Raw genomic sequence first — 20,608 nt, 5'->3', positions numbered from 1 at the left:
GTCGCCGGTCGTTCCCCGTGGAGGAAGATCGTGGCAGATCGCCGACAGGTGCTGCGGCTGGGCGCCCTCGCCGCCGGAGCACCGGCCGTCCTCGGGGTCACGGCGGCACCCGCGCTCGCCGGGGACCCGGGCCGCCACCGGCCCGGCGGCTCGCTGGTCGTCGGTCACCGTGGGGCGTCGGGCTACCGGCCCGAGCACACCCTGGCCTCGTACGAGCTGGCCGCCCGGATGGGCGCCGACTTCATGGAGCCCGACCTCGTCTCCACGAAGGACCACGTGCTCGTCGCCCGGCACGAGCCGGAGATCGGCGGCACCACCGACGTCGCGTCGCGGCCGGAGTTCGCGTCGCGCCGGCGCACCGTGCTGCTGGACGGCGTCTCGGTGACGGGGTGGTTCACCCACGACTTCACCCTCGCGGAGCTCAAGACGCTGCGCGCGACCGAGCGCATCCCGCAGGTCCGCCAGCACAACACGCTCTACGACGGGCTGTTCCAGGTGCCGACGTTCCAGGAGATCCTCGACCTGCGCAAGCGGCTGTCCAAGGAGCTCGACCGCGAGATCGGCGTGTTCCCGGAGACGAAGCACCCGACCTACTTCCGCCGCCTCGGCCTGGACCTCGAGACGCCGCTGGTGCAGGCGCTGCGCCGCAACGGCCTGGACCGGCACGAGGCCAAGGTGTTCGTGCAGTCGTTCGAGGCCGCGAACCTGGAACGCCTCCGCGAGGACCACAAAGTGAGAGTCCCACTCATTTTCCTCACGAGCGGGACCGGCGCACCGTTCGACGACCCGAGGACGTACGCCGAGTACCTGACCCCGGCGGGTCTGCGCCGGCTCGCCCGCTTCATCGACGGCATCGGCCCGGAGAAGAACCAGATCATCCCCCGCACCGCCGAGAACACGCTGGGCACGCCGACGACGCTGGTCGCCGACGCGCACGCGGCAGGCATCGCGGTCATGCCGTACACGTTCCGTGCGGAGAACCAGTTCCTCCCGGTGGAATACCGCGTCGGCACCGACCCGACGGCCTACGGCCGGGCGATCGACGAGCAGGTCACGTTCCTCAGGACCGGCCTGGACGGCCTGTTCACCGATCAGCCCGACATCGGGGTCCTGGCCCGGAGCGTCGCTTTCGCCCACGTCTGACAACTTCCCGGTACGCGGTCCCGGCGTCACCCCGATCCGAGCCGGTGGGCGAGTTCGGTGCGGGAGCGGACGCCGAGGCGCGCGTACGTGTTGCGAAGATGGTGGTCCACCGTCCTCGGACTGAGGAACATCTGCTGGGCGATCTCGCGGTTGGTGGCCCCGGCGGCGGCGAGCCGGGCGATGCGCTCCTGTTGCGCGGTCAGGCCGGTGCTGTCGGCCCGGCCGGGGCCACCGGCGGCCCGCAACTCCTCCCGCGCCTGCGCCGCCCACGGGCCGGCGCCCAGGGTGGTGAACGTGTCGGCGGCCTCGCGCAGGTGGTCGCGGGCGGCTCCCGGGCGGCGGTGGTGGCGCAGGTGGCGGCCGTACAGCAGCTGGGTGCGGGCCCGTGCGAAGCCGGCGTCGCCGTCGTCGTGGGCGGTCAGGGCCTCGCGGAACAGGTCGTCGGCGTCGCCCGGATCGTCCGCGAGCAGCGCCCGGCACCGGGCCCGCAGAGCCAGCCACGGTGCCTGGCCGGTGGCGGACGCCCACCGGTCGAACTGGTCCATGGCGCGCATCGCGTCGTCGCCCCGCGGGAGGTGCGCGATCGCCTCGACGAGATGCGGCGTCGCGGCGACCTGGAGAACCGCGTTGCCCCGGCCGGACGGTGTGACCACCATGCGGGTCAGGCGGGCGGCGGTGGCCTGGGGGCGGCCCTCGATCAGGTCCAGCAGCGACAGTGCCCATTCGCACAGCGCCCGGGCCTGACCGGGGCCGGTGCCGCTGTCGGTCGCACCGGACCGGCGTACCCGGTGCAGGGTGGTCGGCCGGTCCCCGTGCAGGGCCGCGACCACCGCGAGGATGCCGAAGTGGACCTCGGCCAGCGTCGGCTGGCCGGCCCGCGCCGCGGCCGCGACACCCTCGGTCGCGGCCTGCTCCGCCGCGCCGTGTTGACCGGTGGCGAGCCCGGCGAACGCGGCGGCCTCCAGGGCGCGGGGCAGGACGGCGGCCTCACCCCGTAGCCGGGCCGTCCGCACCGCCCGGTCGGCCAGGCGCCGGGCCTCGGCTCCCGCGCCGGCGAGGATGCCGGCGGTCGCCGCGCGGATGAGGTCGACGGGCCGGTCATGGTCCCGCCCGGCGGATCGGCCGACGGCCTGCTCTGTGGCGGGGTAGGCGGCGTGGCCAGGGCCTCGGCCCGCCTCGGTGGCTCCTCCGCCCGCCCGGTCTGCGGCTCGGTCTGCGGCTCGGTCCGCGGCTCGGTCTGTTGCCCGGCCGGTGGTTGGGCCGGTTGCGGGGCTGGACGGTGCGGGGCTGGACGGTGCGGGGCTGGACGGTGCGGGGCTGGACGGTGTGGGGTTGGACGGTGCGGGGCCGGAGGGTGTGGGGTTGGACGGTGTGGGGCTGGACGGTGTGGGGCCGGAGGGTGTGGGGCTGGACGGTGCGGGGTCGGACGGTGCGGGGCCGGAGGGTGTGGGGCCGGTCGGTGTGGGGCGGGCGATCGCGGCGCGGAGCCGGGCGATGCCGGTCCACGGGTCGTCGGCGTAGAGCGCGGTCAAGCCCGCCACGAGATGCTCGTCCGCGGTGACCGAGCCGGGCGGGCGCCCGGCGAGCACATGGCGAGCCGTCTCGATGTAACGCTCGTGGTCCCCGGCCCGGTGCACGACCTCGGTGGCGAGCAGCAGCGCGTCGAGGGCGGCACCGCGGTCCTCCGACGCGAGCTGGCCGGCGGCGGTGAGCAGGTCGTCCACCGCGGAACTGTCCGCGTGCACCGCCATCTCGGCGGCGAGGCCGCGCACCCGGACCTGGAGCCGGGGCTCGTGGGCGATCTCGCCGAGCAGCCCGCCGGCCTCGGCCGGATGCCCGGCGAGCCAGGCCTGCCGGGCCGCGGCGAGCAGCGTGTCCGCCCGCAGCCCGGGGTCGCCGGTCAGGCGCGCGGCATGGTGCAGGGCCGACGCGGCGGCCGGTGGGGCGGTGCGCACCGCGATCCGGCGCAGGGCAGCGGCGAGGTCCTCGTCCGGGCCGGTGGTGGCGCGGGCCCGGTGGAGCAGGGCCCGGGGGTCGTCCCCGGTGGTGCGGCCGGCCCGTGCCGCCCGGCGTCGCGCGGCCGGTGCGGCGGCCTGGATGACCGAACGTTTTTGCACAATGGGTGCATTAGCCATGTCGACAAGTGTCGATGCAAGCGGCGCGGGACGGAAGGCCGGTGATTTCACCGATGTGTCATTTCTGTTACGCGGTGAAGCTGCAGGCAGCCCCTTCGCCGGTGGCCCCCCGTCATCCGGGGCGGTCCCCGTCATCCGCGGCAACCCCGAATCCCTGGAGGTTCCATGCGCCGGATGTTCGCAGTCCTGATCGCCGTCGTGACCGCTCTGGTCGCCATCCCCGCCGCGCCCGCCCTCGCGGCCCCCGGCACCCCCGTCGTGTTCGTGCACGGCTACACCGGGAGCGCCTCGAACTGGACGACCGCCCTGTCGGTGTTCCGGGCCGGCGGCTACAGCAGCAGCGAGCTGTTCGCGTACGAGTACAACTCCTACGGCAACAACATCCAGAACGCCCAGGGCCTGGCAACGTACGTGAACCAGGTCCGCAGCCGCACCGGAGCGGCCAAGGTCGACATCGTCAACCACTCGATGGGCGGCCTGGTCACGCTCTGGTACGTCAAGCAGCTCGGCGGCGCGCAGTACGTCAACCACGTGGCGTCGCTGGCCGGCGCCAACCACGGCACCACGTACGCGAGTGCCTGCCTCGTCTACGTCACCTGCCAGCAGATGTACCCCGGCTCGTCGTTCATCACCACGCTCGGGGTGGGCGACGAGACTCCCGGCCCGACCGTGTACCGAACCTGGTACTCGCCGTGCGACGGAATCATCATCCCCTACACCAGCACCGCCCTGAGCGGGGCGACCAACACGTACGTGGCCTGTGAGACCCACATCGGCTACCTGACCGACACGTCCGTCCTGACCCAGGTCCGCAGCTACCTCGCAAGCTGAGTCACCACTCATCTTGTGCCGCACCGCCGATGTGATGCTTCATCGGCGGTGCGGAGCCCGGTGCTGGAACGCTCCACCTAGGACCTGGTCCCGGGCGGTAGGCCTCCGGCACCGAGCTGCCGCGTTCGCCGGCCCGCAGACACTTCCTCGCCGCGGCGCTCCATAAGAGGGGGTCCCCGGCGGCCGGGTTGTTGGTTAGGCTGTGGGGCATGACTGCCGGGTCGGCCTCAGGCCATCACCGAACAGGACGCCCGGCCCGGCTTTGAGCCGCTGTGGCCCGGCTTTGAGCCTGAGTGGCCCGGCTTTGAGCCTGAGTGGCCCGGTTTCGAGCCTGAGTGGCCGGGATCTGAGCGTGTGCCGCAGGTTCTCACGCCCGCGCCGCAGAGCCTTGCACCGGCACCGTCCTTGCTCGAGCCGGGGACCACCCGGCGCTCCCGTCCCCCGAGTCCCATCCGGATCCAGCAGGGAGCGAACCCATGGCGAACGACTACAACCAGAAGATCATCGACGAGTTCCGGTCGAACGAGGGCCGGGTGGGTGGCCCGTTCGAAGGCGCCCGGTTGATCCTGCTCACCACCACCGGTCGCCGCAGCGGCGAGCAGCGCACCAGCCCGCTCGGCCGGGTACGTACCGGCGACGGCCGCACGTTCGTCATCGCCTCGGCGGCGGGCGCGGACACCCATCCCGCCTGGTACCACAATCTCGTCGCCGACCCCCGGGTCACCGTCGAGGACGGCACCCGTACCTATGCAGCGACGGCCACCGTCCTGACCGGCGACGAACGGGACAAGGTCTTCGCCGAGGCGGCGGCCGCCAACCCGGGATGGGCCGAGTACCAGGCCGGCACCGCCCGGATCATCCCGGTCGTCGCACTGCAGGAGACGGCGTAGCGGCCGGGGGCGGCGGCGCGTTCCCGCGGGCGCGCGCCGCCGCCCCCGCCGACCTGCCCGGTCTGGCTCGGCCGGCGTGGTTGGGCGGGTGTCGGTTATGGGACATCCGGGGGCGGCCGGGGCCGGGTGCTGAGATCCTTTAGGGCATGACGGCGGTCGTGGGGCTGGTCGATGGTGGGCGGGTCTACATCGGTGGGGACAGTGCCGGGGTTTCCGGGCTGAGTCTCACCGTGCGGGCCGATGCCAAGGTCTTCCGCAAGGACAGGTACCTCTTCGGGTTCACCTCGTCGTTCCGGATGGGGCAGCTGCTGCGCTATTCGCTGGCGCTGCCCGCGCCCGCGGGTGACCTGGATGCTTTCATGTCGACCACGTTCGTCGACGCGCTGCGGGAGTGTCTGAAGGCCGGTGGGTGGGCCACGAAGGACAACGAGCGTGAGGAGGGCGGCACGTTCCTGGTGGGGGTCAAGGGAAAGCTTTTCACCCTGTACGACGACTACCAGGTGGCTCAGGCCGCTGACTCGTACGCCGCGGTCGGGTGTGGGGACCAGATCGCGCTGGGTGCGCTGTACGCCACCGCCGGTCTCGGGCTGAAGCCCAAGATCCGGGTGCTGCGGGCGCTCTGCGCGGCCGAGCGGTTCAGTGCCGGTGTGCGGGCGCCTTTTCTGTGCCTGAAGAATTGAGCCGTGGTCGCCGCGATCGAACTTCATCTGGATGTGGATGCCAACCGCCGGCTGCGGACGCTGTGGCGTGCGCTGGAGGCCGACGGGATCCCCACGATGGGTTCCCTGGACCGGCGGCACCGGCCGCACGTCTCGCTGGCCGCCTCGCGCAAGCTGTCGCCCGAGGACGTCGCCGGGGCTCTCGACGGCATGGTGGCCGGGCGGGGGCTGACGCTCGATCTCGACTTCGCCGGGCAGTTCGTCGGCCGGGTGCTGTGGCTGGGGGTGGTGCCCACGATCGAGCTGCTGGAGCATCATCGAGCCGTGCACGAGCGGCTGGCCGCGGCCGGGGTACCGGTGTGGGAGCAGTATCGTCCGGGCCGGTGGGTGCCGCACTGCACGGTGTCGTTGCGGGTGCCGAACCCGATGATGGCCGCGGCGCTCCGGCGGTGCCTGGAGATCCTGCCGTTGCGGGCCCATGTGGTCGGGGCCGCCGTCACCGATCATGCCAACGGTGTTGCCCACCCGCTGAGCTGACGGGACGATCCTGACATGGACGAGCTGCGCCGGGTCTACGACACCGTGGCGGTCGCGTACGACGAGCGACTCCGCGACGAGCTGGACCACAAACCGCTGGACCGGGCACTGCTGACCGCGACGGTGGAACTGGCCGGCACGGGACCGGCCGGCGGAGGGCCGGCCGGCAGGGGCACGGTCGCCGACGTGGGGTGCGGGCCGGGGCAGGTGACCCGGTTCCTGGCGGCGCTGCATCCGGACGTCGTCGGGGTGGATCTCTCGCCGGCGATGGTCGCGCTGGCCCGGGACCGTTCGCCGGACATCCCGTACCTGGTCGCGTCGATGCTGGAGCTGCCGGTCGGTGACGACGCGTGGTCCGGTGCCGTCGCGCTGTACTCGATCATCCACCTGGACCCGGTGCGGCGCCGGGCCGCTTTCCGGGAGCTCGCCCGGGTGCTGCGGCCGGAGGCTCCGCTGCTGATCGCGTTCCACACCGCGTCGAGCGAGGTGGCGACCGGCGGGACGCTGCACCTGACCTCGTGGTTCGGCGCCGACGTCACGGTGGACGTGCACTTCCTCGACCCGGTCGCGGTGCGGGCGGATCTCGGCGCGGCGGGTTTCGATGTCGTCGCCGAGATGTACCGGGAGGCCCTGGACCCGGAGGAATACCCGAGCCGCCGCGCCTACCTGCTGGCGAGAGCGGGCCGGGCATGAGCACCGCATCGACGTGGCTGCGTGGGCGCGACCCGGGACTGGCGGCGGTCCGGCGGGCGGCGCGGGTCACGCTGGTCGCCTGCGTGTGCTTCTACTTCTGCCGCTATGTAGTGGGCAGCGCGGCCATGGCTCCGTACGCGTTGTTCACGGTCATCGCCCTGGGTGTGCTCTCGCAGGTCCCCGGCGGGTCCCGGCAGCGGGCCCGGACGTTGCTGGCCGTGCTGCCCGTCGCGTGGGTGCTGGTCACGCTCGGCACGCTGCTGTCGGTGTCGACCTGGGCGGCCGTCGCGGGGATGTTCGTGCTCGGGTTCGCCGTCACGTTCGCCGGGGTCGGCGGGCCGCGGTTGACCGGGCTCGCCGCCGGGATGCAACTGCTCTACATCCTGCCCTGCTTCCCGCCGTACGATCCGGGGTCGCTCGGCTGGCGGCTCGCCGGGGTGACCCTGGCCGCGGTGCTGCTGGCCGGGGCGGAGCTCGTGCTCTGGCCGGTTCCCGAGCCGATGTCGTACCGGCGCCGGCTGGGGGACGCGGTCGACGCCCTCGCCCGGTGTCTCGACGCGATCGCCGATCGGTGGGCCGGGGACCCGCAGGGCCGGGACCGGCTGGCCGCGCTGCTGCCCGGCGCGACCGAGGCCAGTGACGCGTTGCGCCCGTCGCGGCTGCCGGCGGTCGACCGGCCGGCGTCGGCGGGGCGCCGCGACCGGGCGTTGAGTGCCGCCGCCGGGACCGCGCGTCTGGTGCTGGGCCGGGCCGTGGACCTGTTCTTCCTCGACGACCGGGACGCGGTGGGCCGGCCGGCCGCGTCGGCGCTGCTGCGGGAGACCGCGTCCTGTGCCGCCGCGGCCGCCGAGTGGTTGCGCGGTCGTGGTGAGCTGCCGGACACCGACCGGATCGCCGCGGCCCTGGTCCGGTTCCGGGCCGAGCGCGACGCCGTCGACCCGGACGGGATCGACCCGGACCGGCTGCGGCTGGGCGCGCTCGCGGTGGGCCTGGGGGAGTGGACGACGTCGCTCGTGACCGAGCTGCGCATCGTGGCCGGGGTGCCGCCGGAACCCCCGGCGCGGACCGGACCCTTCTGGTACGCGTACCGCGCGGCCCCCTGGCTGTGGTGGCACCGCCTGCGCGAGAACCTGACGCCGCGTTCCGTGTACTTCCAGGGTGCCCTGCGGCTGGCTGTCGCGCTGGCGGTGGCCCGGGTGCTCGCCGGGGAGCTGGACCTGTCGCACGGCTTCTGGGTGCTGCTGACCATCCTGACCGTGTTGCGGACGTCGGCGGCCGAGACCCGGTCGGCGTTGCGGCCGGCGCTGACCGGCACGGTGCTCGGGTCGGTGGTCGCGGCCGGCCTGCTCGTGGTGGGCGCCGACCCGGCCGTCTACGCGGTGGCGCTGCCGTTCGTGATGCTGGCCGGGTTCGCCGCCGGGCCGCTGCTCGGGCTCGGGTGGGCGCAGGGCCTGCTGACCGTCGTGATCGCGCTGGTCTTCGCGCAGGTGGCGCCGGTCGACTGGCACCTGGCCGAGGCCCGGGTGCTGGACGTGGGGGTGGGGGCCCTGGTCGGCGTGCTCATCGGGTTGTTCGCCTGGCCCCGTGGTGGTGCCGGCGAGCTGCACCGGGCGACCGCCAACTTCCTGGCCGGGTCCGCGGACGTGGTGCGGGAGACGGTCGCGGTGCTGTCGGACGCGGCCGCCCCGGGCGCCGCGCTGACCCGGGCGCGGGACGACGAGCAGCTCGCCGAGGCGTCGTACGCGTTGTACCAGAGCGAGCGGCACGCCCCGGCCGCCGTCGACTGGCAGGCCACGCTGATCGCGGGCAAACACGCGGTGCGCGGGGCGGAGGCGTTGCTGCGGGTGTGCCCGGCGGGCCGGCTGCTGACGTGCGCCGAGGTGCTGGACCGGGCCGCCGGGGACGTCGCCGGGCGCTTCGAGGCCACCGCCACCGCGGTCCGTGAGCACGACCGTGCGGCGCTGCGGCAGCCGCCGGACCGGGTTCCCGAGCTGCTGTGGCCGACCGATCTGGGCCGGGACCTGTATCACCTCGCCGACCTGCGGGCGTGGCTCGACGGGCTGCGCGACGACCTCGGCCGGGTCGCGGGCCGGCCCGAGCCCGCGCGCCCGGTGCCGGTCAACCTGGCTTGAGGGGCTGTTTTGGAGGTGGAGCCGGGCTGCGGCGAGGCCCAGCCGCCGTCTGGCCGCACGCCCAAATTGCCCAGATACAACACCGGTATCCGAGCAATTCCGGCGCACACCCAGACGACACCTGGACCGCGCCTCGCCCCGGCCCCACCTCCAAAACGGCCCCTAGGCGAGCTTGATCCCGCCGCCGGCACGTTTTGCCTGGTACATGGCACTGTCCGCGCCACGGATGAGGGCCGCGATGCCGGCCGCGTCGTCCGGGAACAGGGCGATGCCGATGCTGGCGCCGACGGCGATCTCGACGTCGTCGACGGCGAAGGACTCGCAGACCCGGGCGTGCAGGCGCTCGGCGATGGTGACCGCGGAGCTCGCGTCCGGGTTGCGGGTCAGCAGGATCGCGAACTCGTCACCGCCCAGGCGCGCGACGATGTCGTGGTCGCGTACCGATGCCTGCATGCGGTGACCGACGGCCTGCAGCAGGGCATCCCCGGCATGGTGACCGACGGTGTCGTTGACCCGTTTGAAGCCGTCGAGGTCGAGCAGCAGCAGCGCCATCCGCAGGCCGCCCGCGGTGGCGACGGCGAGCTCGTGCTCGGCGCGGTCCAGCAGGTGGCTGCGGTTGGCGAGACCGGTCAGCGCGTCGTGGTAGGCCTGCCGGGTCAGTTCCGCGACGTGCAGCTCCTCGGCCTGGCGCATCCGGGCACCGTCGATGATCAGCGCGCCTTCCAGGGCCATCTGCCGGGCCAGGGTGCGGTCTCGGCCGGTCCAGTGCCGGGGGCCGTCGGCGTCGCCGCAGATCGCCATGCCGACGGTCTCGCCGCCGGACATCAGCGGCATCGCGATCAGTGAGCGCAGGCCCATGGTGTGCGCGAAGCCGCCGGTACGGACCTCGGCGCGGGTGGTGTCGTCCATGAGCAGCGGTTCGCCGGTCTCCCGGGCGGTCCGCCAGACCGGGGACTCGTCGGCGAGCCGGCCGATCATGCGGCGGTGCAGTTCGTCGTTCATCTCGGGGCTGAGGCCGACCCCGCCCACGTAGCTGATCCGCCCGTCCGGGCCGACCAGGTGCACGGCCGCCCGGGTGGTGCGGAACGCGTCGCCGGTGGCGCGGGCCAGCAGCTGCCCCGCGTCCTCCACCGACTTCGCGGTGGTGCCCTTCTCGAACAGGGCGCGGATGGTGCTGGTGGCGTGCGCGGCGTCCTGGTGCTGGCGCTCGGCGGCGAGGACCTGCAGGGTGGCGGCGAGCTGGAGCGCGATGCCGGAGCTGACCTGGGGGAGCAGGTTGTCGAGACCGGTGCCGGTGAGCACGAGGACGCCGTGGGTCTGGCCGCCCATCCGCAGCCGGATCGCCGTGCGCTCGCCGCCGCGGACCGGGGGAGCGCCCGCCGCGACCCGGAAGACGCGGCCGGCGAACATGGGGTCGTTGGCCGCGACGGCTCCGCGGGCGGCGGCGAGTCGCAGGCTGCCGTCGTCGGGGTCGAGCGTGAAGACCGCGATGGCGAGCAGGCCGCAGGGTTCGCTGATGCGGCTCTCGATGAGTTCGAGGACGTTCTCCAGCGACGGGATGTCCCGGGTGGTGACCTCGACGAGGTCGTTCAACAATCGGAGCTGGCTGTCCGGCCCGGGCCATGGCGCAGCCACGGCGGTACCGCCGTCCGTATGCATATGGCTGCGCAAAGTCACGAGATCAAGCATCGGCAGCGCGACGGCGGGCTTGAGCATCCGGGCGGTGCGGGTCCGCGTGACCCGACGCATTACCGTTCCTCGGACGGGCAACCGCCAGCCCGGTCAGGACGAGAGGAAGTTCGGCCATGAAGGTGTGTGTCGTCGGAACCGGTTACGTGGGTCTCACCACCGGGGTCTGCCTGGCGTTCCTGGGGCACGATGTCACCTGCGTCGACCTCGACCAGGCCAAGGTCGACCTGCTCAGCGGCGGGCGTTCGCCGATCTACGAGCCGCACATGGAGGCCCTGCTCGGTGACGCGTCCGAGCGGCTGCGCTTCACCACCGACTACGGCAGTGCGGTCCCGGAGGCCGAGGTCGTCTTCATCGCGGTGCAGACGCCGTCGCTGCCGGACGGCAACCCGGACCTGACATATCTGCGGTCCGCGGCGGAAAGTGTCGGGCGTCACATCGGTGACGGGTTCACCGTCGTGGTGAACAAGTCGACCGTGCCGATCGGCAGCAGCAACTGGGTCGACTCGATCCTGCGGGAGTCGTTCGAGCGCACCCACGAGCGCCGCAGCGACGGGGAGTTCTCGGTCGCCTCGAACCCGGAGTTCCTGCGGCAGGGCGCGGCGATCCTCGACACGCTGTACCCCGACCGGGTCGTGGTCGGCTCGGACAACCCGCGCAGCCTCGACGTGCTCAACCGGCTGTACCGCACGCTGCTCAACCAGACGTTCACGCCGCCGACGTACCTGCCGCGCCCGGCCGAGATGGGCGCGGTGCCGATGGTCTCCAGCGACCTGGCGTCGGCCGAGCTGATCAAGTACGCGGCCAACGCGTTCCTGGCCCTGAAGATCAGCTTCGCGAACGAGATCGGCCAGCTGGCCGGCCGGGTCGGCGCCGACATCACCCAGGTGACCCGGGGCATCGGGCTGGACACCCGGATCGGCCCGCGCTTCCTGCAGCCCGGCATCGGCTGGGGTGGCTCGTGCTTCGGCAAGGACACCGCCGCGCTGATCGCCACCGCGGCCGACTACCACCACGAGATGCCGATCGTGACCGCCGCGCGCACGGTCAACCAGCTGCAGCGCCGCCTCGTGGTGGACCGGCTCCTCGAGGACCTGCGCATCCTCAAGGGCCGGCGGATCGGCCTGCTCGGGCTCGCGTTCAAGCCGGACACCGACGACATGCGGGACGCGCCGGCGCTGGACATCGCCCGGATGCTGCTCGACCGGGGCGCCCGGATCCGCCTGCACGACCCGGTCGCCGCCGAGCGCTTCCGCCGGGAGCAGCCCGACCTCGCGCAGTACCTCGCCGACGACGTCGAGGACGTGTTCGACGACAGCGACGCGGTCGTGCTGGTCACCGAGTGGTCGCAGTACCTCGACCTCGACTGGGGCAAGTTCGCCGGCACCATGCGCACACCGGTGATCCTCGACGGCCGCCACTGCCTCGACCCGGAGCGCCTGGCCCGCCTCGGCTACCGGTACCTGTCGGTCACCGGGTCGCGCTGATCCAGCACTCCGCGCCATAGCCGGACCAGGTTCGCGTCGACCGGGTAGTCCCAGCCGGGGCGGACCGCGCCGCCGGTGTGGAACGCCCGCACACCGGCGGTGAGCAGCGGCGCGACGTGGTGCTGCCGCAGCCCGCCCCCGACGAGCACGGGCGGGGTGCGGCCGGCCTCGCTGAGCAGCGTGCCCAGGCCGGCCTCGACGCCGCGCGGGCTGCCCGAGGTGAGCACGCCGTCGAGCCCGGGCAGGCCGTCGAGCGCGTCCCACACGGCGAACCGGTCGGCCGAGAAGTCGATCGCGCGGTGGAACGTCCACCGGCAGCCGTCGATCGCGGCGAGCACCGTCTCGACCGCCGCCCGGTCGACGGCCCCGGCATCGTCGAGGAAGCCCAGCACGAACTCGGTGGCCCCGGCGTCGCGCAACGCCCGGGCCGCTGTGGTCAGGGCGGGCGCGTCGCTCAGGGCGTACCCGTCGTCGGCTCGCAGCATGACGCGGACCGGGAGATCGACCGCCTGCCGGACCGCGACGAACGTCTCGACCGAGGGGGTGGTCCCGCCGGAGCGGATGTCGGCGACGAGCTCGAGCCGGTCGGCTCCGCCGTCCCGGGCGGCGGCCGCGTCGGTGGCGTTCAGGGCGATGATTTCCAAGATCGATTCCGGCACCCGGGCATCGTCGCATATCGGGCTGAGTGAGCGGGGCCACTCGATGCCCGTCGATGTGCTGATCAATGTTGGAACGTGTCGTGCCATCGACAAACTTCGCTCGTAATCTTGACGTTACCTGAGCAACCTTGTTGAAATGTGTGAGCTCCCCGGGTTGTTGAAGCAGCGCTCCGGATCCACTCCGGAGCGTCGATCAGCGCTGCCCACGTCACTTCCGCTCCGAAGGGACCTCGCGCATGACAGAACCCAGGACCAGCCGCCGATATCTGGCCGCGATAACCGCGGTGACCCTGGCCGCCGTCGGCGTGGCGGCCCCGTCGGACGCCGCCGCCGCGCCCGGGTGGCACAAAGGCGTTCCGCCGATCGCCACGCCGTGGACCGCCCAGGTGGGACCGTCGAACGCCCTCCCGGAATACCCGCGGCCGCAACTCGTCCGTGGCAAGTGGCAGAACCTCAACGGGGTGTGGGAGTTCGCCAAGGCCGACGTCGGCCAGGCCGTCCCCACCGGACAGTCGCTGGGCGAGCGCGTGCTCGTGCCGTACCCGATCGAGTCCGCGCTCTCCGGCATCCAGCGCCACGAGGACCGGATGTGGTACCGCCGGACGTTCACCGTCCCCGCCGGATGGCAGGTCGGCGCCGGTAAGCAGCGGCTCAAGCTGCACTTCGGAGCGGTCGACTACGACGCCAAGGTGTTCGTCAACGGCACCCAGGTCGCCACCCACCGCGGCGGATACGACGGCTTCGACATCGATGTCACCGACGCGCTGGCCGCCACGGGCCCGCAGGAACTCATCGTCTGGGCCGAGGACCTCACCGACGCCACCGGCCAGCCGATCGGCAAACAGCGCCGGGTCAGCGACCGGGGCATCTTCTACCAGGGCAGCTCCGGCATCTGGCAGACCGTCTGGATGGAACCCGTCGCCGCCGCCGGCATCACCGACCTCGGGCTCACCCCCGACCTGGCCGGCAAGGCGCTGCGGCTCACCGCGAACACCGATCAACAGCAGGGCCTGACGGTACGGGCGGTGGCACGCGAGAACGGCCGCGTGGTGGGCCGGGCCACCGGTGCCACGGGGGCCGAGTTCCGCGTACCCGTCCCGAAGGCCCGTCTCTGGAGCCCTGACGACCCCTTCCTGTACGACCTCGAGGTCACGCTGCTCAACGGCACCAAGGTCGTCGACACCGTCACGTCGTACTTCGGGATGCGCGAGATCGGCACGAAGAAGGGTGCGGACGGCAAGCTCCGGATCGCCCTCAACGGCACGATCACGTTCAACATGGCGACGCTGGACCAGGGCTTCTGGCCGGACGGGCTGAACACCGCCCCGACCGACGCCGGCCTCAAGTTCGACCTGCAGCAGCACAAGGTCATGGGCTTCAACGCGGTTCGCAAGCACATCAAGGTCGAACCCGACCGCTGGTACTACTGGGCCGACAAGCTGGGCCTGCTCGTCTGGCAGGACATGCCGGCCGCCAACACCGGCCCGATCCCGGTCGAGTGGCGTGAGCAGTTCGAGTCCGAGCTGCACGAGATCGTCCGCGAGCACCGCAGCTGGACCTCGATCATCGCCTGGGTGCCGTTCAACGAGGGCTGGGGGGAGTGGGACCGCGCCGCCACCGGCCGCATCGCCGACGCGGTGAAGGCCCAGGACCCGAGCCGCCTGGTCAACGCGCACAGCGGCGTGAACTGCTGCAACTCCAAGGGTGACTCCGGGCGCGGCGACGTGATCGACCACCACCAGTACCTCGGCCCGGCCACCCCGGCCCCGGACGCCACCCGCGTCTCGATCGACGGTGAGCACGGCGGCTTCGGCCTCAAGGTCTCCAACCACATGTGGTTCGGCGACGGGCAGGCGTACGAGATGGAACCCGACTCGGCGACGCTGACCCGCAAGTACGTCGAGAACCAGAAGGCCGTCATCGGCTCCGCGCGCTCGTGCGGCATCAGCGCGGCGATCTACACCCAGATCACCGACGTCGAGGGCGAGCTCAACGGCTTCTGGACGTACGACCGGCAGGTCCGCAAGATGGACTTCGCCCAGGTCCGGGCCGTCAACAAGGAGATCATCGCCAAGGCCGACGGCAGTGCCGGCAACACCCCGCAGCCGCCCCCGGGCACCCCGGGCCTGACCGGCGTCGCGGCGTACCCGTTCGAGGGCACGACCGAGGACGCCGCCGGTGACCACGACGCCACGCTGGTGGGTGGACCGGTGTACGGCGAGGGCCGCAACGGTGAGGGTCTGGTCCTCGACGGCTCCACCCAGTACGCGGACACCGGTGCGCCGGTCCTGAACACGGCGTCGGACTACACCGCGTCGGCCTGGGTGAAGCTCGACAAGGCCGACGGCACGTTCCAGACGGTGGTCAGTCAGGACGGCGCGAACACCAGCGACTTCTTCCTGCAGTACTCCGGCGCCGACCAGCGCTTCGCGATGAGCTTCGCTGGCGTCCGTGCCCTCGGCCCGGTCAAACCCGAGGTCGGCCGGTGGTACCACCTCGCCGGCGTCCGGGACTCGGTCAAGGGGGAGCTGCGCCTGTACGTCGACGGGGTCCAGGCCGGCGCGGTCAGTGCCTGCCAGCCGCAGGCCGCCCCGACCGGCACCACGGTCATCGGCCGGGGCAAGTACGGCGGCAACCCGGTCGACTACCTCGACGGCACGGTCGACCAGGTCCGCCTGTACGACCGGGCGCTGTCCGCCGCCGAGATCCAGCAGTTGTACGCCTCAGGGTCCTGACGCCTGAAGCGATGGTGCCGCCCGCGTGGCGGCACCATCGCCCGGGTCGCGGAGGCGGAGGCTCAGAGCGTCGCGGTGTCGATGACGAAGCGGTAGCGGACGTCCGAGCCTACGACACGGTCGTACGCGTCGTTGATCTGGCCGGCGGTGATCTTCTCGATCTCGGCACCGATGCCGTGCCCGGCGCAGAAGTCGAGCATCTCCTGGGTCTCGCGGATGCCGCCGATGGGGGAGCCCGAGTACGACCGCCGGTTGTTCAGCAGCGAGAACACGTTGAGCGACAGCGGCTTCTCCGGCGCCCCGACGTTGACCATCGTGCCGTCGACCGCGAGCAGCGAGAGGTACGCGTCCACGTCGATCGGGGCGCTGACCGTGTTGATGATCAGGTCGAACGTGCTGTTCAGCTGCTTGAACGTGTCGGGGTCACCGGTGGCGAAGTAGGCGTCCGCACCGAGGCGCAGGCCGTCCTCCCGCTTCTTGAGGGACTGGGACAGCACCGTGACGTCGGCTCCCAGGGCGTGCGCGATCTTGACGGCCACGTGACCGAGGCCACCGAGCCCGACGATCGCGACCTTCTTGCCGGGGCCGGCGTTCCAGTGCCGCAGCGGCGAGTACGTCGTGATGCCGGCGCAGAGCAGCGGCGCCGCCACGTCGAGCTCCAGGCTGTCGGGGATGCGGACCACGAAGCCCTCGGTGACCACGATGCTCTGCGAGTAGCCGCCCTGGGTCTGCTGCCCGTCCTTGCCGACACCGTTGTACGTGCCGATGTTGCCCTTGGCGCAGAACTGCTCGTCGCCACGCTTGCAGTACTCGCACTCGCCGCACGAGTCGACCATGCAGCCGACGCCGACCCGGTCGCCGACCGCGTACTTCGTCACGTCCGGGCCGACCTCGGCGACGACGCCGGCGATCTCGTGACCGACGACGATCGGGTACGGCGGCACCCCCCACTCGCTGCGCGCGGTGTGGATGTCCGAGTGGCAGATCCCGGCGTACCGGATGTCGATCCGGACGTCGAGCGGGCCGACGTCGCGGCGCTCGATGGTCGTCGGGGTCAGCGGTGCGGTGGCGGACGTCGCGGCGTAGGCCTTGGTACGGAAGCTCAAAACATCTCCTGTCCATATGTGACGCGGAGTTTCCAGTATCTGCCGGCTCCGGCGCCGCGAGGGAGAGTCTGCTGTTACCCCCATCGTCAGGGTTAGTGCCGGGCAAAAGGGGCACAACGTGAATCATTTGTTGCGCGGAATTTACGCCGGGTCGATGATGTGGCTCTATTGATCATGTTGCTCGTCCGGGAGGCGCCCTCATGCTGTCCGCGCTAGATCGCAGTCGTTCCGTGGCGCCGCCCGGGTTCAGTCGCTGGCTGATACCTCCGGCCGCACTCTCCGTACACCTGTGCATCGGCCAGGTCTACGCCACGAGCGTCTACAAGAACTCGTTCATCTCGCACTTCGACTCCAGCGCGACCGCGGTCGGCGTCATCTTCAGCATCGCGATCGTGATGCTGGGCCTGTCCGCGGCCGTCGGCGGGACCTGGGTCGAGCGCAACGGCCCGCGCAAGGCCATGTTCGTGTCCGCCTGCTTCTGGGCGGCCGGCTTCCTGGTGGCCGCGCTGGGCATCAGCACCAAGCAGCTCTGGCTGGTCTATTTCGGGTACGGCGTCCTCGGCGGCATCGGCCTGGGCATCGGCTACATCTCACCGGTCTCCACGCTGATCAAGTGGTTCCCGGACCGTCCCGGCCTGGCCACCGGCATGGCGATCATGGGCTTCGGCGGCGGCGCGCTGATCGCCAGCCCGCTGTCGCGCCAGCTGCTCTCCGCGTACGACTCCGGCTACGACCCGAACGTCGGCACCTCGGTCGCCTCGGGCGGCGCGCTGGTCTCGCTGTTCGTCACGCTCGGGATCGCGTACTTCGTGATCATGATGTTCGGCGTGACCAACATGCGGGTCCCGGCCGACGACTGGAAGCCCGAGGGCTTCGACCCGGCCTCGATCAAGGCCAAGCCGATGATCACCACGGCCAGCGTCTCCGCCGCGAACGCGATCCGGACCCGTACGTTCTGGCTGCTCTGGATCGTGCTGTTCTGTAACGTGACGGCCGGCATCGGCATCCTCGAGCAGGCCAGCCCGATGATCCAGGACTTCTTCCGGGGCACCGACGGCACCTCCGCCGTGGCGGTCGCGACCGCCGCCGGCTTCGTCGGGCTGCTGTCGCTGTTCAACATGGCCGGCCGGTTCGCCTGGTCGACGACCTCGGACATCATCGGGCGCAAGCGCATCTACATGGTCTATCTGGGCGTCGGCATGATCCTGTACGCGCTGCTGGCCGCCGTCGGGCACTCCGCGGTGGCGCTGTTCGTGCTGCTCGCCGGCGTGATCCTGTCCTTCTACGGCGGCGGTTTCGCGACCATCCCGGCGTACTTGCGCGACATGTTCGGCACCTTCCAGGTCGGTGCGATCCACGGCCGCCTGCTCACCGCCTGGTCGGCGGCGGGCGTGGTCGGGCCGCTGATCGTCAACGGCTTCCTCGACTCGCAGGGCAAGCCGGGCACGCTGACCTCGTCGGCGTACCAGCCCGCGCTGTTCACCATGGTCGGTGTGCTGGCCCTCGGCTTCATCGCCAACCTGCTGGTCAAGCCGGTGCCGGAGCGATACCACGAGCAGCCCGCGACGCAGAAGGAGGCGGTGGCGTGAAGACCACGACGGTTCGGTTGGTCCTGTCCTGGGCGCTGGTCACGGTGCTCCTGGGCTACGGCGTGATCCAGACGGGCATCACCGCGGCCAAGCTCTTCCAGTAACCTGCGGGAATGCCGGAGATCGGGTTACGCGCCGTCCACGCAGACGACCTGGACACGATCTTCGATCAGATGCGCGACCCGGTCGCGGTGCGGATGGCGGCGTTCACCGCCGACGACCCGGACGACCGGGCCGAGTTCGACGCCCACCAGCACCGGTTGGACACCTGGCCGGGGCTGGTGCGGCGGGCGATCACGGTGGACGGGGAGCTCGCCGGCACGGCGGCCGTCTTCGCGATCGACGGTGACACCGAGATCACGTACTGGCTGGCCCGGCGGTGGTGGGGCCGGGGCATCGCCACCGAGGCGGTGCGGATGCTCCTGCGCGAGGTGCCGGTGCGGCCGGTCATCGCGCGGGCGGCCAGCGACAACGCCGGGTCGCTGGCGGTGCTGCGCAAGGCCGGCTTCCGGGTGACCGGCACCGGCGTGCACTACGCGAACGCCCGCGGCGAGAAGATCGAAGAGACCGTGCTGACGCTGGAGTGATGGATGCCGGTGCCGCCACCCGTCGGGTGAAGACACCGGCATCCGGCCCCTCGGTAAAGATCAGGACTTCTTGAAGAAGCGGTAGACCGCCTTGTACGGGACCGCGGTGGTGTCGCCGGCCGCGCACGCCGTCGTGGGCGCGGTGCCGCCGGCCGTGTCGAGCCGCTGGATGAACGTGACGCCGCCGAAGACGCCCGTGCCCCGGGTGAGCTTCGCGGTGACCAGCAGCTGCGGGATGCTGTTCGGGGTCGCCGACGGCGCGGACACCGGCGCCGTGCCCTCGACCAGCGTGCCGTCCTCGTCCGACTCCCAGCTCGGGCCGCGGAAGTGCAGCGCGGTCGCCGGCCGCAGCGGCTTGAGGTTGAGCCCGGCCAGGGTCGCGGCCGGTTCGGTGAGCGTCCACGTGCCGGTGCCGCAGCCGTAGACCTGCACCCCCTTGGCCTTGAAGACCGAGGTGAGCACGTTCCCGGCGGGCGGCACGAGGGTGGCCGGCACCGTGGGGGCGCCGCCCAGGAAACTGTCGGCCGGCGCGAGCGCGGCCCGGGGTGCGGGGGTCTCCCCGGCGAACGAGGCGCCCGTGGTGACGGCGACCAGCGCGAGCGCCACCGCACCGACGCCGGCTGAGATCTTGACGGTCCTGGTGGTCATGGATCCTCCACAGTGGTGGTCGCGCCCGACCCACCCTAGGGCTACGGTGCGCGACGGTCTCTTAACTGCGCCTGAAGGTTTCCGCAGGTTTGCCGCAGGAATTCGTGGAGGAAGATCGCATGTCGCCGATGCCCGGCAACGGACGGTGAGTGCGGTGCGCCCCGCACGGGGACGCACCGCGGCGTTTCGGCCCGGTCCGGCGTTTCGGCCCGGCGTCAGCCCGGCGTTTCGGCCCGGCGTCGGCCCGGCCGGGTGGGCGGGTCCGGCTGCTATCGGGTGCGGTAGAAGCCGGTCGGTAGTTCGGCGGCCTCGGCGGCGGCGGTGCGCTGCCGGGTCCGCAGGCGCAGCAACAGCGCGACACCGATGAACACCAGTAGAGCGCCGACGATCAGGCCGGGCCCGAGCAGGCTCGGACCACCGCCCTGCGCCGAGGCCGGGGCGGCGTCGATGATGCCCGGTGACGAGGACGTCGGCGCGTCGTCGTCCGGGGTCTCCGCGGCGTCGTCGGCGTCCTCCACGCCGTCGGATTCCTCCGGCGACGGGCTGGGCGACGGTGACGCCGACTCCTGCGGGGACTCGGTGGCCGCCGGTTCCTGCCCGACGACCGGGCTCTGCCCCGTCGCCTCCTGCAGCAGGGTGCCGCCGGCGGTGAACGCCTGCGCCTGGAACAGGATGCGGCCGGTGTCGGCGTCCTCGTCGAAGCTCACCCGGTAACTGGCGGTGACCGTACTGCCGCGGCACAGCTGGCCCGGATCCACCCGTTCGTCGGTGATCCGGGCGGTGTTGTCCGCGTCCTGGCGGCGGGCCGCGAACTCGCCGTCGTTCTCGACCCGGGTCACCTTGACCTCGTCGAGGTCCGGGCCGTCCACCCGGATGAGCAGCGACCACCGTACTTTTATGCAGCGCCGCTTGTCCGTGCTCGCGACGACGGTCAGCGACCTGCTCTCGGCGCCCGCGCCGAAGGTGGCGGGCAGTTCGGTGATGGTCACGTCGAAACCCGGCTCGACCGCGGCGGCCCGGCCGGGAAGGGCCAAGATCGACCCCAGGACGGCGAGCGCGACAGCGATCAAGGCAGCGCGATGCCGCAC

General features: G+C 72.0%; 17 protein-coding genes. 11 read left to right on the top strand and 6 right to left on the bottom strand.

The features are described 5' to 3' along the window. Positions 1 to 30 precede the first annotated feature (30 nt). Complete coding sequence (locus ACIA6A_RS39715) at positions 31 to 1,143, top strand: glycerophosphodiester phosphodiesterase (protein WP_396103308.1); 1,113 nt, start codon at positions 31 to 33, stop codon at positions 1,141 to 1,143. A 26-nt stretch (positions 1,144 to 1,169) separates the two neighbouring features. Here ACIA6A_RS39715 and ACIA6A_RS39710 read toward each other — a convergent pair whose 3' ends face one another. Then, positions 1,170 to 3,260 (bottom strand): LuxR C-terminal-related transcriptional regulator, encoded by a 2,091-nt coding sequence (locus ACIA6A_RS39710; RefSeq protein WP_396103307.1) that lies wholly within the window; start codon positions 3,258 to 3,260, stop codon positions 1,170 to 1,172. A 192-nt stretch (positions 3,261 to 3,452) separates the two neighbouring features. Here ACIA6A_RS39710 and ACIA6A_RS39705 point away from each other — a divergent pair, with 192 nt between their 5' ends. The 6 genes from ACIA6A_RS39705 to ACIA6A_RS39680 all read left to right on the top strand — a co-directional run bounded on the left by ACIA6A_RS39705 (position 3,453) and on the right by ACIA6A_RS39680 (position 9,020). After that, complete coding sequence (locus ACIA6A_RS39705; RefSeq protein ID WP_396103306.1) at positions 3,453 to 4,109, top strand: esterase/lipase family protein; 657 nt, start codon at positions 3,453 to 3,455, stop codon at positions 4,107 to 4,109. 476 nt (positions 4,110 to 4,585) lie between these two features. Further along, positions 4,586 to 4,999: a nitroreductase family deazaflavin-dependent oxidoreductase gene (locus ACIA6A_RS39700; protein WP_396103305.1), complete on the top strand. Its 414-nt coding sequence runs from the start codon at positions 4,586 to 4,588 to the stop codon at positions 4,997 to 4,999. A 146-nt stretch (positions 5,000 to 5,145) separates the two neighbouring features. Then, the gene (locus tag ACIA6A_RS39695; protein ID WP_396103304.1) at positions 5,146 to 5,679 is read left to right on the top strand and encodes a hypothetical protein; all 534 of its coding nucleotides are present in this window, start codon (positions 5,146 to 5,148) and stop codon (positions 5,677 to 5,679) included. Positions 5,680 to 5,682: 3 nt separating this feature from the next. Beyond that, the gene (locus ACIA6A_RS39690) at positions 5,683 to 6,195 is read left to right on the top strand and encodes a 2'-5' RNA ligase family protein (protein ID WP_396103302.1); all 513 of its coding nucleotides are present in this window, start codon (positions 5,683 to 5,685) and stop codon (positions 6,193 to 6,195) included. 15 nt (positions 6,196 to 6,210) lie between these two features. Further along, complete coding sequence (locus ACIA6A_RS39685) at positions 6,211 to 6,888, top strand: class I SAM-dependent methyltransferase (RefSeq protein ID WP_396103300.1); 678 nt, start codon at positions 6,211 to 6,213, stop codon at positions 6,886 to 6,888. After that, the gene (locus tag ACIA6A_RS39680) at positions 6,885 to 9,020 is read left to right on the top strand and encodes an FUSC family protein (RefSeq protein ID WP_396103299.1); all 2,136 of its coding nucleotides are present in this window, start codon (positions 6,885 to 6,887) and stop codon (positions 9,018 to 9,020) included. The genes ACIA6A_RS39685 and ACIA6A_RS39680 overlap by 4 nt, the downstream gene beginning before the upstream one ends. 162 nt (positions 9,021 to 9,182) lie before the next feature. On the opposite strand, the gene ACIA6A_RS39675 is transcribed toward ACIA6A_RS39680, so the two are convergent. Then, the gene (locus tag ACIA6A_RS39675; protein ID WP_396103297.1) at positions 9,183 to 10,655 is read right to left on the bottom strand and encodes a diguanylate cyclase domain-containing protein; all 1,473 of its coding nucleotides are present in this window, start codon (positions 10,653 to 10,655) and stop codon (positions 9,183 to 9,185) included. A 170-nt stretch (positions 10,656 to 10,825) separates the two neighbouring features. On the opposite strand from ACIA6A_RS39675, the gene ACIA6A_RS39670 reads away from it, so the two are divergent. After that, positions 10,826 to 12,196 carry a UDP-glucose dehydrogenase family protein gene (locus ACIA6A_RS39670; RefSeq protein WP_396103295.1) on the top strand — a complete coding sequence of 457 codons (1,371 nt, stop codon included), beginning with the start codon at positions 10,826 to 10,828 and terminating at the stop codon, positions 12,194 to 12,196. On the opposite strand, the gene ACIA6A_RS39665 is transcribed toward ACIA6A_RS39670, so the two are convergent. Further along, the gene (locus ACIA6A_RS39665) at positions 12,163 to 12,855 is read right to left on the bottom strand and encodes a copper homeostasis protein CutC (RefSeq protein WP_396103294.1); all 693 of its coding nucleotides are present in this window, start codon (positions 12,853 to 12,855) and stop codon (positions 12,163 to 12,165) included. The genes ACIA6A_RS39670 and ACIA6A_RS39665 overlap by 34 nt on opposite strands. 236 nt (positions 12,856 to 13,091) lie before the next feature. On the opposite strand from ACIA6A_RS39665, the gene ACIA6A_RS39660 reads away from it, so the two are divergent. Then, the gene (locus ACIA6A_RS39660) at positions 13,092 to 15,590 is read left to right on the top strand and encodes a LamG-like jellyroll fold domain-containing protein (protein ID WP_396103293.1); all 2,499 of its coding nucleotides are present in this window, start codon (positions 13,092 to 13,094) and stop codon (positions 15,588 to 15,590) included. Positions 15,591 to 15,652: 62 nt separating this feature from the next. Here ACIA6A_RS39660 and ACIA6A_RS39655 read toward each other — a convergent pair whose 3' ends face one another. Next, positions 15,653 to 16,696 carry an NAD(P)-dependent alcohol dehydrogenase gene (locus tag ACIA6A_RS39655; protein WP_396103292.1) on the bottom strand — a complete coding sequence of 348 codons (1,044 nt, stop codon included), beginning with the start codon at positions 16,694 to 16,696 and terminating at the stop codon, positions 15,653 to 15,655. Between the two features lie 200 nt (positions 16,697 to 16,896). Between ACIA6A_RS39655 and ACIA6A_RS39650 the strand changes: the two genes are divergently transcribed. Together ACIA6A_RS39650 and ACIA6A_RS39645 are read left to right on the top strand one after the other, a co-directional pair. Next, complete coding sequence (locus ACIA6A_RS39650; protein ID WP_396103291.1) at positions 16,897 to 18,285, top strand: OFA family MFS transporter; 1,389 nt, start codon at positions 16,897 to 16,899, stop codon at positions 18,283 to 18,285. 113 nt (positions 18,286 to 18,398) lie between these two features. Further along, entirely contained in the window at positions 18,399 to 18,872 is a 474-nt protein-coding gene (locus tag ACIA6A_RS39645) for a GNAT family N-acetyltransferase (RefSeq protein ID WP_396103290.1), read from the top strand. Between the two features lie 60 nt (positions 18,873 to 18,932). Here the strand turns inward: ACIA6A_RS39645 and ACIA6A_RS39640 are convergent, their stop codons facing one another. Both ACIA6A_RS39640 and ACIA6A_RS39635 read right to left on the bottom strand, forming a co-directional pair. Beyond that, positions 18,933 to 19,520: a DUF3455 domain-containing protein gene (locus ACIA6A_RS39640; protein ID WP_396103289.1), complete on the bottom strand. Its 588-nt coding sequence runs from the start codon at positions 19,518 to 19,520 to the stop codon at positions 18,933 to 18,935. Between the two features lie 269 nt (positions 19,521 to 19,789). Continuing rightward, positions 19,790 to 20,590: a hypothetical protein gene (locus tag ACIA6A_RS39635; RefSeq protein ID WP_396103288.1), complete on the bottom strand. Its 801-nt coding sequence runs from the start codon at positions 20,588 to 20,590 to the stop codon at positions 19,790 to 19,792. Positions 20,591 to 20,608: the final 18 nt, after the last annotated feature.

It is taken from the genome of Actinoplanes sp. NPDC051494 (genome assembly GCF_044454705.1).
Classification (GTDB): domain Bacteria; phylum Actinomycetota; class Actinomycetes; order Mycobacteriales; family Micromonosporaceae; genus Actinoplanes.
Note: the sequence above shows the minus strand (reverse complement) of the source record. Positions and strands in the feature narration are given on the sequence as shown.

Excerpts from the sequence above, each read along its gene's own strand:
- ACIA6A_RS39705 (WP_396103306.1), top strand. The coding sequence starts at position 3,453 with ATGTTCGCAGTCCTGATCGCCGTCGTGACCGCTCTGGTCGCCATCCCC.
- ACIA6A_RS39700 (WP_396103305.1), top strand. The coding sequence starts at position 4,586 with ATGGCGAACGACTACAACCAGAAGATCATCGACGAGTTCCGGTCGAAC.
- ACIA6A_RS39695 (WP_396103304.1), top strand. The coding sequence starts at position 5,146 with ATGACGGCGGTCGTGGGGCTGGTCGATGGTGGGCGGGTCTACATCGGT.
- ACIA6A_RS39685 (WP_396103300.1), top strand. The coding sequence starts at position 6,211 with ATGGACGAGCTGCGCCGGGTCTACGACACCGTGGCGGTCGCGTACGAC.
- ACIA6A_RS39680 (WP_396103299.1), top strand. The coding sequence starts at position 6,885 with ATGAGCACCGCATCGACGTGGCTGCGTGGGCGCGACCCGGGACTGGCG.
- ACIA6A_RS39670 (WP_396103295.1), top strand. The coding sequence starts at position 10,826 with ATGAAGGTGTGTGTCGTCGGAACCGGTTACGTGGGTCTCACCACCGGG.
- ACIA6A_RS39660 (WP_396103293.1), top strand. The coding sequence starts at position 13,092 with ATGACAGAACCCAGGACCAGCCGCCGATATCTGGCCGCGATAACCGCG.
- ACIA6A_RS39650 (WP_396103291.1), top strand. The coding sequence starts at position 16,897 with ATGCTGTCCGCGCTAGATCGCAGTCGTTCCGTGGCGCCGCCCGGGTTC.
- ACIA6A_RS39645 (WP_396103290.1), top strand. The coding sequence starts at position 18,399 with ATGCCGGAGATCGGGTTACGCGCCGTCCACGCAGACGACCTGGACACG.
- ACIA6A_RS39640 (WP_396103289.1), bottom strand. The coding sequence starts at position 19,520 with ATGACCACCAGGACCGTCAAGATCTCAGCCGGCGTCGGTGCGGTGGCG.